We start from the raw sequence: 12,345 nt of genomic DNA, 5'->3' as shown, positions 1-12,345 counted from the left end.
CTTTCCTCTACCCGCCGGCGATCTGCCGGCTTTTTTTCGTCAAGGAGCCTTACGATGGCACACCAAATCGAACACATGGCCTACGTCGGCGATACCCCCTGGCACGGCCTGGGGCAGCAGCTGTCGCGTCATCAACCGCTGGTGGTCTGGCGGCAGCAGGCCGGCATGGACTGGCACATCGAGGAGTCACCGGTGCGCTTCATCGCAAATGGGGCCGGGCATCTAGGCAGCATCCACTCCTTCCCGGAACAGAAGGTGCTCTACCGTTCCGATACCCGTGCCCCACTGTCGGTGGTGTCCCAGCGGTACAAGGTGGTGCAGCCCGAGGAGGTGCTGGAGTTCTACCGCGACCTGACCGAGTACGCCGGCTATGAGCTGGAGACCGCGGGCGTACTCAAGGGCGGCCGCAAATTCTGGGCGCTGGCCCGCAGCGGCTTGGGCACGGCCTTGAAGGGGCAGGATCAGGTCAACGCTTACCTCTTGCTGGCCACGTCCTGTGACGGATCACTGGCGACGGTGGCGACCCCGACCTCGGTGCGAGTGGTGTGCAACAATACCCTGACCATCGCCGTGGATGGCATGGCGCAGGGCGTGAAGGTGCCGCACAGCACCGAGTTCAACCCGCAGCGCGTCAAGCAGCAGCTGGGCATCTCGGTCTCCCAGTGGGACGACTTCATGTACCGCATGAAGACCCTGGCCGAGCGCAAGGTCAGCCAGGAGGAGGTGAAAGCATACTTCCAGTCGGTGATCTGTAACGCCGAGGAGCCGCTGGACGATCCCTCCAAGCTGCCCAACGTGCGCGCCCTCAACCGCGTCCAGAAGCTCTACCACGGCGAGGGGCGGGGCTCACAGCTCTGCACGGCCCAGGGCACCGCCTGGGGCCTGCTCAATGCCATTACCGAATACGTCGACCACGAGAAGCGCGCTCGCAGCAACGACTACCGCATGGACTCCGCCTGGTTCGGTCAGGGGGCCAGTCTCAAGGACAAGGCCCTAGAATCTGCCATGGCGCTGGTGGCCTGACGGCTGGCCGATGTGAGCGCCCACTCTCGCGTCATTTCCTTCAACTCAATGATGCCTTTCACCTATCCCTACCTACGCCATAACGGCATAGCGCCCGGCCCCTCACAGGCCGGGCGTTTCTGTGTCTGGAGGACCCCATGCAACCCCGCATTCCGTTTGAAACCTGTCGGGCGCTGACCCTGCTGGCTCGCCAGCTGCTCGGCGCCGGTGAAACACAAGCTCAGACCCACGTGCTGGCCCATGGCCGGGTATTCCGCGTGGTCGTGTCGCTGGAGCCGGTCCCTGCCGATCAGCTCCAGGACGTCATCAACCAGTACCGCTGAATCCATCAGGAGCATCCCATGGCAACCCCTATCCACCCCCAGCATAGCAAGCCCACCGGCCAGGTCACCCGCCACTCCCCGTCAGGAACTCCCCAGCCGGAGCCGTTTACCTCGGCCCCGCTTCAGGAAAGCACGGCGATCATCCAGGTGATCGAGCGAGCGGCCCTCAATCCCCAGGTCGATATCGACAAGATGGAGCGCCTGCTGCAGATGCAGGAGCGCGTCCTCGACCGTCAGGCGCTGATGGCCTACAGCGCCGCCATGGCGGCCATGCAGACGGAGCTGCCCAGCATCGCCGAGCGGGGCAAGACCAACACCGGCCACTACGCCACCCTGGAGGATATCGTCGACACCGTTCGGCCGATCATGAAGCGGCACGGCTTCGCGGTGAGCTTCCGTATCCAGACCCAAGAGCGTGGCATCCAGGTCACCGGCGTGCTGATGCACAAGGACGGTCACCGCGAAGAGACCAGCATGCTGCTGCCGGCCGACACCAGCGGCAGCAAGAACGCCGTGCAGGCCTTCGGCTCCTCGACCAGCTACGGGAAGCGCTACGTGCTGTGCGCGCTGCTCAACATCACCACCCGCGGTCAGGACGACGACGGCCATGCTGCCGCCCCGGTGAAGCGCGTCACGCCCTTCCAGGCGGGGCAGCTCAAGCAGCTGATCGCGGCCTGTCCAACCACCACCCAGGAATGGTTCGTCGGCAAATACGGCGAGGCCGAGCAAGTGTCGCGCAGCGACTTCGACAAGCTGCGTGCCTCTCTCACCAAGCGGGCGCTGCCCACCCATCAACGTCACTGACTGACTGGCAGGCTGGCGAGGGGCTTCCCTCGCCGCCTATGCCGATTTCCCTACGTAGGGAAATACCCATTCACAAGGAGATCGTCATGCAGATCCTGACACTGGAACAGGGCACGCCCGAGTGGCATGCCGCCCGTCTCGGCATCGTCACCATGTCCGAGCTGAAGACCCTGCTGGTCAAGGGCAAGGGACCGGGAGGCTTCGGCGCCGGGGCCCTGAGCTACATGCATCAGTTGATCGGCGAGCGCATCACCGGCGAGCCTTCGGATGCCTTCCAAGGCAACAGCCACACCCAGCGCGGCCATGAACTCGAGCCCATGGCCCGGGAGCTCTATCACGAGGCCACCGGCCTGCCCCGTCTGGAGCAGGTCGGCATCATCCTCAACCACGGCGTGGGCTACTCGCCTGACTGCCTGGTGGACGGTAACGGCCTGATGGAGATCAAGACCAAGTTGCCCAAGCACCAGGTCGAGCTGCTGCTCGAGGGCGAGCTGCCCCAGGAGCACGTGGCGCAGTGCCAGGGTGGCCTGTGGGTCAGCGAGCGGGAGTGGATCGACTTCGTCAGCTACTGGCCGGGGATGCCGCTGTTCGTGAAGCGCGCCTACCGGGACGAGGTGCTGATCCGCACCATCGCCGAGCGGGTCGAGGCGTTCTACGAGGAACTGGAGCGCCGCATGGCCATGGTCATGGCGGCCTGAGGAGAGAGCCCATGAATCACCGCAAGCTCAAGGCGGGCGAGATCGCCGGCACCTACCATATCACCGACTCCGTCACCGCAGTGTAGCTGCTGACCATCGCCCAGGCCTTTGCCAAGCAGCGGCTGGCCAGAGGCCGCAAGCTCACCCAGCCGGCGCTGGTCTTCGAGTATCTGCAGGTACTGTTCCAGGGCTACGAGCACGAGGTATTCAGCGCTCTGTTCCTGGACAGCCAGCATCGCGTGATCCGTTTCGAGGAGCTGTTCCGCGGCACCATCGACTCAGCCAGCGTCTACCCCGTGAAGTGGTGAAACGTGCAATGGCTCACAACGCCGCTGCGATGATCTTCGTTCACAACCACCCCTCCAGTGATCCTGAGCCCAGCGACGCCGATAGGCGCAATTATCCAGCGTCTGAAGGAGGCGCTGGGGTTAATCAAGGTGCGAGGCATCAACCATATCGTGATCGGTGGAGACCGTTGCGTGTCATTGGGAGAGCGAGCATATCTGTAAAGTTGGTTAGAGCCAGAAACAGCGTCATTGAGCCTGTGCCGCCCTAAGCGGCTAATGTTCCGCAGATTGCTTTAGAAGCAGATACGAGCAATATCTACGCAAAGTAGTATGGGAAGGGGCTGGAGTAGCTCCCAGCCCCTTCCTGACTTAGCATTTTGATCGGTTAGAAAACTCTAAAACCTTAGCGGGCGAGGTTGGGCTTTTTCCGCCGGTGATTTTTTTTTCTGTTCCAGGGCGTCTCAGTGTGGCCAACTCGAATACTGATGCTCCTCCTTCTAAGTAGCCCACCGGAAGTCCTGCCAGCATTTCGATATCTGACTTCGATAGACCAATGTGACCTGGTATAGATTCCAGTGTAATGATGCCCTCATTTACCAGCATTTCAATCGTCCGCCGGAGAACCCTCGGCAGCTCAGGCTTACGGCTATTGTCATACGGTTCGGACTTAGCTCCCCAGCGTGCTGAGCGACGCTTGAAGAGATAGATTTTCTCTTGGTCGCTGACGATATCGAGTGCTACTAGCCGCATGATGATAGCCGCGACAGATACTCCCCATCGCTGCTTAGAGAGGAGCAAGCTATCTAGCGTTACTGGCGTCTTTATCTCACCCAGGAAGCTTTCCTGTGGCAACAGAAAGGCTCCAGCGAAGCGGTGAGCCTGACTCTCCATGAGCTTATGACGCTCTCGCTCAGTCGCTTTTGGAATATGCTTGTGGAGAATCAAGTGACCAAGCTCATGTGCAAGATCGAACCGACTCCGGAAACCGTTATCCTTGTCCGCGGAAAGCAGGATAAAAGGGCGATCGCCAACAGCGTTCCAGGCAGAAAGGCCTTCAATCTGGGGAACACCTGTCTCCTCGCGAACGAGTATAACGCCTGCGCCTTCGACCGCGAGCGCCAGGTCGGGGATAGGGGCCCGGCCCAAGCGCCATAGATCACGGCACTCGGTGGCAGCTTCCTCGATATCCTGGTCGGTGATCTCCTCGGGGTTCCTGAAGTCTCGCTCTGGCAAGTTCAATCGGGGGTAGTCCACGAACTCTTCCAGCTTCTCGGACATCTCGCGCGCCCAGTCCAGCCGAGCCTCCAGCATGCTCCTGGCAGCCACGTGCGCAGAGGCATTGCTCCGGAAAAGGGGAGTGCTTCCCCTCGAAAAAGCGGGGCGAGTAAACCATTCGGCACCAACGTTGATCACGTTAGCCAGTCTCTCCAGTACTTCAGCCGTCGGCGTTTGCTGGCCGGCCCTCCACTTGCTCACTGTTGATGGGGAGACGCCGACCATTGATGCCAGCTGAACCTGTGAGAGCCTTCTGGCGGCTAGCGCTTGCTTAAGTCTTTCAGGCTCGAAGGTAGAAATACCACGGCTCATTGTTCCTGGCCCTGATCCGAAGGCTTGGCGACACCTTTCTTGAGGTATACCTGAGCGTTGTCCTCTTGAGGCGTGGCCAGCTCGTAACGCTGTAGAAATATCTTGGTGGTTTCACGGAAGACCCACCTTGACATGTCAGTGGCGGGAACCCCGATCTCGATGCGGGAAAGTGGGTCCTCGTCCTCATGTCCATTATAGTGGGGGTTGGATACCGAAACAAAGAAAACGCTACCTCTGGTCGGCGCTCTATTGATCTCAAAAAGGTCAGGGTTAACGACCCTTTCCAGCACTCCATTCGCTTCAGCTAAATCCTTTCTTGACTGGCTTCTGCTGCCGCCTTTCAAGCCGGTATTGCTGTGGAACCGGCCAATGGAGAACATCCCGGAGCGGCCCACTACGATGTGATTTCCACGAAGGGGGCTTGGCTCAGCGCCGGCGGCTTCCAGTGCCTCACTGAACGCCTCATTCATGTGAAGGTGACGGCTATAGCCGATCGCTGTCTTCCGGTGCCCCGAGTGCATCGGGTGCCCGGCCAGGTATCCGCGCCGCGCCCCTATGATGAGGGCATCCTCGATACCCATCACGAGATCGCGCTGTAGGTGATGGGTGAGAAGCTCGGCTATCGGATGCTGTCGGAGAGTCATGATCGGCTAAACCTCGCATCAGTTTCGCATACAGGGATAATACACTCGAAAAGTTTCGTGTGTCAAAGGTTTCCCATTTTTTGTTTCATGCCTCGCGGTTCTTCGGCTGGGCTACAGACTTGATGCCGTGGCGTAGCGCACCCGGTAGCCCTTGTCGACCGGCGCATGGCCGAGCCCGGTCGCCACGTGGCCCTTGCCCACGCCAGAGGGTCCAAACAGCAGCAGGTTGTGGGCCTGGTAGTCCCACTGGGTGTCACCTGTCGGGGCGATCATTTGCCGACGCTGCTAGGCGGCGAGCGCCTCGAACTCGAAGGTCTCCAATGTCTTGCCCGCTGGCAGCCGAGCATCCTTGAGGTGACGGGCGAGGCGGCGCCGCTCACGCTCGGCCAGCTCATGCTCGCACAGGGCGGCCAGCGACAGTGGCAAGCTCCAGCCCTCAGTCTGGACGCGAGTCTCCGACTGGGTCCAGCAGGCGGAGTTGTCGCAGCAGTAGCGGCAGGGTCTGGCATCAGACATGGGAGCGCACCCCCGTGGCCGGCACGGTGGGGATCAGGTGATCGTAGCTTGCGATCTTATGCTGGGTCACTTGGGGGAACGCGATCGTGTGCCTCTGCGAGGCCGCAAAGCGGGCCTAAAGCTCGGCCAGCGTCGGGCTCTTCCTCTGCTGCAACGCACCCAGCCAGTAGGTGGCGATGGCCTCGGCCGGGCGTACAGGTCGCGCTTAGCAGCAACTCTTCGCGGAACGTCAACCCCGTCAGAGTCCAGGGTTAGCGAACCAGACAACAGAACACGTCGCGGTGGTCGATGAACCGCAGCCGACCGCTCTGTGCCGTGGCATACAGACGCGACATCGTAAGCAGGGGCTGCTGGGCATGGTGTAGGATCGGGCGGTCGTCGTAGAGGTGCACGCTCAGCCGCTCACCGATCATCCAGGACCCTACACCTAGGATCTAGAACCATGGCATTTTTTATACTTCACGCCTGAGCCACATGGGCACCGCTCGTTTCGTCCGACTTTTTGAACAGTCATATTCTGACGAAATTCTTCTACATTCTTCGGCTGATTCGATGGCAATTGCCGTTGGGGAGGGGGTCCGTACCGCTTGATCTCGCCAATTAGCTGTCGCTGCCGCCGAAGCTCCTCTTGGTTAACCGGATCAAGACCTGCCTCGTAGGGCGAGAGGCGTGTCATTTCAGCTTCAGCACTTTGGATATCACCACAGTAAGCAAGGACGACGGCATATTGGGAGCGGATGGGTATAATGTAGCTGGCAAGCTTGAGCACCTGAAGATTAGGTAAGAGGTTGGTCTCGAATATTTCCCGTGCCCCGATGTAATCATTATGTGCTACGAAATCGTCGACGAGATCTTGACCAACGCGGAAAACTGATTCCAGCGAATTGGACATGCTGTAAAACTTCATGGCATGAATGCGGGCGAGGCCAGACACTTTTTTTTGGGCAGCTCTTACCTTGGCATAAAGTTCCAGTGTATCGGCGAGGTGCTTTAGGTTGTCGTCGAGGTCATGACTCTTCTTAAGCAGCGGACGCAGCTCAGGCGGGTTACGCCCCATCACAATTTGCGGAGTGAGGCCGAGCAAGTCATAGTATTCTTCAATTAGCGCGTAGGTTTCACGCTCGACGAATTTATATTCACCCAAAAAGAACATGGAGGCTGCCGCGTTGTACCGGAAAATCCGCTTATGAGCCGGGGTGTTTTTCAGTCTATCCGCAACGGTCTTCATTAACCGCTTAGCGCCGGCAACCTCTCCTGCGAGCGCCAGGACAGTCATTTCCTTCATACCAACGGCTAGCTGCGCTTCGTCGCCGAGACCATGCTCTTCCACAAGCTGATTCATCAAGGCAATATGGCCCGCTGTGCCCTCTTCTTTTCCTATTCGCATGTTGTTAAAAACGATGCCATCGAGCGCCCAAAATCGTTCATCCGGATTAAGTTCTTTCGAGGCTGACGCCCTGAAAAGGTAAGGCTCGATGACCGGCCAAATGCCCATCTCATGAAACACTTCATCCCTACCAAGCTCAACCAAGGTCTTGGTATCACCGATCTCGGCTAACATCCGGATGTACAGCACGAGCTTTTTATATTCCCAGTCTGTCTTCAATGACTGGGAGAGCATTTCTGCCAAAGCATGACGCGCGGCACTAGCGGCCTTCTCACCCATCTCGACCAGCCGAGCACGTCCGATCAACCTAATCGCATCATGGACCTTCGTCTTGTCGCCCCCGAATATCTCAATCACGCCCGTGGTTCTCATGCGTCTAAGGTGCGCAGCGAGCTTAGACTCCTCTAGCTTCAGAGCTTCCCTGATGAACGCCGCCACCTCTTTGCGGCCAAGGGGGATGTCGCTGAGGCTGAGCACGGCTAGAACCTCGGCCGTAGTCACGGGCAGCGCGTCGATAACACGGGCAAGGATCAGTTCCTGAGCGGTTTCAACAGAATGAGTTTGAGCCGCGAGGTCGCGGCAGAGGTCAGCTAGCGCACCGCCATGCTCGGAAACTGCAATCGTTACGGCATTCTGAACATAGAGCGGCAGGCCACCAGTCTGCTCCAGCAGCGACTGACACGTCGCCGCGTCAGCTCGGCAACCATGGGTGACGGCCTCGGCCGCAATAGAGTCTGATGACCAGCCGTTTAGAGCTTCGCCCTTAATCCGGAGCCGAGCCATTAGTTCCTGACTGTTCGGTCCCGGCTGACCCAGCATGACGAAGCGAAATCCGGACGCTGCCCGCACAAGGGCCTCTACGTCAGCGGGCGGCGGCTCATGTATGTTATCGAGCACCACGGTGAGAGGCTGGCTTGACTCAATCGAGTCCCGACTCAGGTATTGGAGGATTTCAAGCCCCGAGGCACCAGGCAACAATACGTGGCCCAGGCCGCCCCTTTCTTCTCGACGTCGAGCGGCCAGTTCGCGGGCTAGTCCGGCTGCGAGGCCGCCGCCAGGCACATCTCGGACATCGAAATAGGCAACTTCCCCGACAGCGTGGACCGCAGCCTGAGCCGCCCAAGATGTTTTGCCGGCACCGGAATAGCCTGTGATTAGGCGTACCGGGGAATCATCTAGGAGATTGGGCTCGTCCTCCTGCGCCCGATAATCTGGCAGGGGAGCGGGGAAAGCCTGTAGCTGAACCATGAGCTGCTCGAACAAGTCCGGCAGTTCACCGGCCCGGAAGGCGTGGTCCGTGCGGGGTTCCTGACCCGCGGCGGCCAAGGTCACCTGACCAGCGAGCTTCCAGACTAGTGTATCGGGTGTCAAGACCGCAAATGGGAGCCTGCCGGCGATCTCGCGGCACGTGTCCGCCATCTCCTGCACCCTGGTTTTCGGCATGGGTGTGGCAGGGTCAAGCATGTCCGCTCGTCCCGGCCACTCGATGCGAACGTCCTTCGGCCACCCCCTGCTTTGCATGCGCTCAAGTAGAGACGGACTTGGCGGTGCGCTGCTAGCGATCACGAATTCCGCGTCGCCACTCCGTTTACCGGCAGCATGGGAAGCTCGATAATCTTCAAAGCGGCTGATTGCGCCCTTGATGTCGGACCACGCCAATACTCCGGCACGATGCTTTACCTGAATGTAAACGCGTTTGGAAGGACGGAGTATTTCAAGATCCTCGTCGCCTTCTACCACGACCGCCGATATATCGGTTCCAACACTCAGAAGAAGGGTTCGGGCAACATAGAGATGCTGATAAAGAAAGCCTCTATGAGTCGCCTCAATCCGGCTGAGCTGTGCAGGATCGATGACCGACGGTCGTACAGTGTCCGCACATTGCCCCATGTTGCCCCCACGTTACATGATTAATTTACCGGATTCTGATGCGTACCAATCTAATCATGGATCGCCGTGATCATGCCACGAACGGCCTTGGGCGGCGCGCCTTTGGACGCTTTCATCAACGCAGCTGCCTGCGCATAGCTAGGAAAGAGCGGTTTCCTTACCTTCTTTATCAAGCAACTCCCTGTGGATATTTCAAACGGCTGAGGCGCCCGTATTGCCAAGTGGCGGCAAACAGGCGCCTAAGCGCTGTCCTACTCCACTTCCCCCGCCAGCTCCGCACTGACGCCGCGGAACTGCTCCAGGGCGGCCTCCAGATTCTCAACGATCTCGGTGGCCAGTACGTCCGGCTCCGGCAGGCTGTCGATATCCGCCAGGCTCTCGTCCTTAAGCCAGAAGATATCCAGGTTGAGCTTGTCGCGCTGGATCAGCTCCTCGTAGCTGAAGCGGCGGAAGCGTTCTGTCTCCTGGCGTTCGTGGAAGCAGCGCACGAAGTCATCGAGGTCGGCGTGGGTCAGGCGCTTGGTCTTCAGGGTCTTGTGGACGTTGGTGCGGTAGTCGTAGACCCACAGCTCCTGGGTCTGCGCCTCGCGGGCGGCGGGGCGCTTGTCGAAAAATAACACGTTGGCCTTCACCCCGGGGCTGTACCAGATGCCGGTAGGCAGGCGCAGCAGGGTGTGGAAGTTGAAGCCCTCCAGAAGGCGCTTGCGGATGCCTTCGCCCGCCCGGCCAGCCTCGAACAGCACGTTGTCGGGCAGCACCACGCCGGCACGGCCGTGGGTGTCGAGCACGGTCATGATGTGCTGGAGGAAATTGAACTGCTTGTTCGAGGTGGAGAACTTGAAGTCCTCACGCTCGTAGCTCTCCCGCTCGGTGCTCACCGAGCCGTCTTCCCCCACCACCTTGTAGCTGGACTTCTTGCCGAAGGGCGGGTTGGTCAGCACCACATCGAAGCGTTTGCCACCGTCGCCGGAGAGGGCGTCCCCCTGCTGCACGGGGCTGCCGCCGTTGCCGATGCCGTGCAAGTAGAGGTTCATGGCACACAGCCGCACCACCTCATCGACGATATCCACGCCGTGCAGGGCGCTGTGCTTGAGCTGGCGCAGCTTCTCGCGGTCCTGGCTCTGGATCTTCATATGCTCGAAGGCAGAGAGCAGGAAGCCCCCGGTGCCGCAGGCGGGGTCGCAAACGGTCTCGTCGATCCGCGGGTTCACGCACTTTACGATGGCGTCGATCACCGGGCGCGGGGTGAAGTACTGGCCAGCGCCGGAGCGCACCTCGGAGGCGTTACGCTCCAGCAGTCCCTCGTAGATCTCGCCCTTCACGTCGACCTTCAGGCCGATCCAGGGGCCCTCCCTGTCGATCAGGCTGACCACGCGCTTGAGCTTGGCCGGGTCGGAAAGCTTGTTCTGGGACTTGCGGAAGATGGTGCCGATCAGGCCGCTCTCGCGGGCCAGGCCCTCCAGGGTGTGGCGGTACTGCAGCTCCAGATCATCGCCGTCCTTCTCCACCAGCTTGGCCCAGCGCCACTGGCTGGGGATGCAGGTCTCCTCACCCAGCAGCTCTACCCGCTCCGCATCCATCTTGAGGAACAACAGGTAGGTGATCTGCTCGATGTAGTCGCCGTAGGAGACCCCCTGGTCGCGCAGCACATGGGCGTAGTTCCAGACCTTGGAGACGAGTTGTTCGTTGCTCATGCGGTAGCCTTCTTGCGGGTGCGTTTCTTGGGGGCGGCGGCGTCACGTTCGGCGCGGATGCGGGCCAGCAGTTCGCTGGCGGGCTCATCGTCGGGGTTCTGGGGCACCAGCTTGCCGGCAAAGGCATCCTTGAGGACGGACTGGCGCAGGGCGGCGGAACGGGCGAGCTCAGCTTGGCAATGAGACTGCAAACGCTCCATCTTTTCGAACACATCCCAGACTCGCTCCGCTATTACGACCTGCTCATCAGCGGGAGGTAGAGGGAAAGGGGCAGATTTAATATCCCCCCCAGCGATGCCCTGTTGACCAGAGGTGGTCTTGATATTCGAAGCGATGTGAGCCCTTGTCACCCCAGCGTTCCATGCGAGCTCCAAAAAATCTCTGCATAGCTCAGGCGTATCAACCACTCTTAGTTTTATCAACTTATCAGGGTGGAGAACACTAACTGAATCTCTCATCTGACCACAAACACCCACGAATTGTGCTGAGCCACTGTAGCGAGTAAAAAGCAGGTCACCTTTCTCCACCCAATATGACGACACATCCTCCGTATCAGCCGGAGAATAGTAACGAAGATCGTTCAAGGTCACACTCATTGGCCTGACGGCTGATATCCTCAGGATTGGATACTGGTTTTTTTCAGCAACAGGCTTTTTTGAAAGACCGTTTCTGAATACCCGCACCATTTGATCAACCGAAGCCCACACCCATCCCTCGGGCAACTCCGGCAGGTCGCGGGTATCTGGCGCCGCGGGCTCCTTGTACTTACCTCGCCCTTGCCAGTTCTCGCGGCGGGCCTGGAGAATACGCTCCAGCAGGTCATGCCCCGACTCCAGACGGTCGGCGTTCTCGGCCCGCCAGTCGGCGGTCAGTTGGCCGGTGACGGCGGCCTTGAGGACGGACTGGCGATAGCGAGCCAGCAGCTTCTGCACATCGCGCAGGCCGGCCTCGCCGTGGTCGAGCTGGGCGAAAAGAGACTCGATTTTATCGACGATACGGAGTTGTTCATTGGCAGGAGCCAAAGGAAAACCAATGCTTAAAACATGACTCCGCTTCAGGTTGTTGATGCTTGAACCCTTGGCATCTGCGGATACGTTTTGGCGATACATACTAGTTTGAAAAAACCACCCAAAATATCGCTTACAAATCAACGGAAAGGGCCTTAATACGCTACAAAAGGCACCAAAAGTCTCGCGAGGAGGAATTTTTGCTTGAGCGGCCTTTCCAACGAGACTGGAGCTTCCACTAGACATTGCGATGAGGACATCTCCATCACATAGCCACTGAGCCTCTCCTATACGCTCTTCCTTCACAAAAACCAATTCATCATGGTTTATTGATATATTTATATTGTTTGAGCGGAGAAGCGGAGCATGGCCATCCTGCAACTTTTTGGCTGCATCTGCCTTGGTGTATGTAACACCTCTCACCAAATCGGCAAGGTCTTCAACAGTACATGTAGTCCAATTTTTCGGCATTTGACAGCTTTCCA

General features: G+C 59.2%; 10 protein-coding genes and 2 pseudogenes. 5 read left to right on the top strand and 7 right to left on the bottom strand.

What is annotated here, in order from left to right; translation table 11 throughout:
- The first annotated feature begins 54 nt into the window (after positions 1–54).
- The 4 genes from HOP59_RS08260 (at position 55) to HOP59_RS08245 (ending at position 2,848) form a co-directional block, all read left to right on the top strand.
- Positions 55–1,023 carry a DUF932 domain-containing protein gene (locus HOP59_RS08260; RefSeq protein ID WP_234253466.1) on the top strand — a complete coding sequence of 323 codons (969 nt, stop codon included), beginning with the start codon at positions 55–57 and terminating at the stop codon, positions 1,021–1,023.
- A gap of 137 nt (positions 1,024–1,160) precedes the next feature.
- On the top strand, positions 1,161–1,346 hold the full coding sequence (locus HOP59_RS08255; protein WP_234253465.1) for a hypothetical protein: 186 nt from the start codon (positions 1,161–1,163) through the stop codon (positions 1,344–1,346).
- Between the two features lie 18 nt (positions 1,347–1,364).
- Positions 1,365–2,150, top strand: coding sequence for an ERF family protein (locus HOP59_RS08250; protein ID WP_234253464.1), 786 nt, complete (start codon positions 1,365–1,367; stop codon positions 2,148–2,150).
- 86 nt (positions 2,151–2,236) lie between these two features.
- A complete protein-coding gene (locus tag HOP59_RS08245; protein ID WP_234253463.1) occupies positions 2,237–2,848 on the top strand; it encodes a lambda exonuclease family protein in 612 nt (203 codons plus the stop codon).
- Here the strand turns inward: HOP59_RS08245 and HOP59_RS23720 are convergent.
- Positions 2,803–3,084: a hypothetical protein gene (locus HOP59_RS23720; RefSeq protein ID WP_479688659.1), complete on the bottom strand. Its 282-nt coding sequence runs from the start codon at positions 3,082–3,084 to the stop codon at positions 2,803–2,805. The two genes, HOP59_RS08245 and HOP59_RS23720, sit on opposite strands and share 46 nt — an antisense overlap.
- Between HOP59_RS23720 and HOP59_RS08240 the strand changes: the two are divergent.
- Positions 2,971–3,404 (top strand): annotated as a pseudogene (locus HOP59_RS08240) (JAB domain-containing protein). The gene HOP59_RS23720 and the pseudogene HOP59_RS08240 sit on opposite strands and share 114 nt — an antisense overlap.
- Positions 3,405–3,504: 100 nt before the next feature.
- Here HOP59_RS08240 and HOP59_RS08235 read toward each other — a convergent pair.
- From HOP59_RS08235 to HOP59_RS08210, 6 genes and pseudogenes are all read right to left on the bottom strand, one after another.
- A complete protein-coding gene (locus HOP59_RS08235; protein ID WP_234253462.1) occupies positions 3,505–4,722 on the bottom strand; it encodes an XRE family transcriptional regulator in 1,218 nt (405 codons plus the stop codon).
- Positions 4,719–5,366 (bottom strand): hypothetical protein, encoded by a 648-nt coding sequence (locus HOP59_RS08230; protein WP_234253461.1) that lies wholly within the window; start codon positions 5,364–5,366, stop codon positions 4,719–4,721. Before HOP59_RS08230 ends, HOP59_RS08235 begins: the two co-directional genes overlap by 4 nt.
- Positions 5,367–5,477: 111 nt before the next feature.
- Positions 5,478–5,882 (bottom strand): annotated as a pseudogene (locus tag HOP59_RS08225) (ATP-binding protein).
- A 427-nt stretch (positions 5,883–6,309) separates the two neighbouring features.
- Complete coding sequence (locus HOP59_RS08220; protein ID WP_234253460.1) at positions 6,310–9,159, bottom strand: SEC-C metal-binding domain-containing protein; 2,850 nt, start codon at positions 9,157–9,159, stop codon at positions 6,310–6,312.
- A gap of 251 nt (positions 9,160–9,410) precedes the next feature.
- Positions 9,411–10,853 (bottom strand): type I restriction-modification system subunit M, encoded by a 1,443-nt coding sequence (locus tag HOP59_RS08215; protein WP_234253459.1) that lies wholly within the window; start codon positions 10,851–10,853, stop codon positions 9,411–9,413.
- Entirely contained in the window at positions 10,850–12,331 is a 1,482-nt protein-coding gene (locus HOP59_RS08210; protein ID WP_234253458.1) for a restriction endonuclease subunit S, read from the bottom strand. The genes HOP59_RS08215 and HOP59_RS08210 overlap by 4 nt, the downstream gene beginning before the upstream one ends.
- Positions 12,332–12,345: the final 14 nt, after the last annotated feature.

It is taken from the genome of Billgrantia aerodenitrificans (genome assembly GCF_021404405.1).
Taxonomy (GTDB): Bacteria; Pseudomonadota; Gammaproteobacteria; order Pseudomonadales; family Halomonadaceae; genus Halomonas; species Halomonas aerodenitrificans.
This window is presented reverse-complemented; position numbering and strand designations above follow the sequence as displayed.

What these genes read in the sequence shown, in the direction of transcription:
- HOP59_RS08215 (WP_234253459.1), bottom strand. Translation starts at nt 10,853, where the DNA reads ATGAGCAACGAACAACTCGTCTCCAAGGTCTGGAACTACGCCCATGTG.
- HOP59_RS08245 (WP_234253463.1), top strand. Translation starts at nt 2,237, where the DNA reads ATGCAGATCCTGACACTGGAACAGGGCACGCCCGAGTGGCATGCCGCC.
- HOP59_RS08255 (WP_234253465.1), top strand. Translation starts at nt 1,161, where the DNA reads ATGCAACCCCGCATTCCGTTTGAAACCTGTCGGGCGCTGACCCTGCTG.
- HOP59_RS08220 (WP_234253460.1), bottom strand. Translation starts at nt 9,159, where the DNA reads ATGGGGCAATGTGCGGACACTGTACGACCGTCGGTCATCGATCCTGCA.
- HOP59_RS08250 (WP_234253464.1), top strand. Translation starts at nt 1,365, where the DNA reads ATGGCAACCCCTATCCACCCCCAGCATAGCAAGCCCACCGGCCAGGTC.
- HOP59_RS08230 (WP_234253461.1), bottom strand. Translation starts at nt 5,366, where the DNA reads ATGACTCTCCGACAGCATCCGATAGCCGAGCTTCTCACCCATCACCTA.
- HOP59_RS23720 (WP_479688659.1), bottom strand. Translation starts at nt 3,084, where the DNA reads ATGCTGGCTGTCCAGGAACAGAGCGCTGAATACCTCGTGCTCGTAGCC.
- HOP59_RS08235 (WP_234253462.1), bottom strand. Translation starts at nt 4,722, where the DNA reads ATGAGCCGTGGTATTTCTACCTTCGAGCCTGAAAGACTTAAGCAAGCG.
- HOP59_RS08210 (WP_234253458.1), bottom strand. Translation starts at nt 12,331, where the DNA reads ATGCCGAAAAATTGGACTACATGTACTGTTGAAGACCTTGCCGATTTG.
- HOP59_RS08260 (WP_234253466.1), top strand. Translation starts at nt 55, where the DNA reads ATGGCACACCAAATCGAACACATGGCCTACGTCGGCGATACCCCCTGG.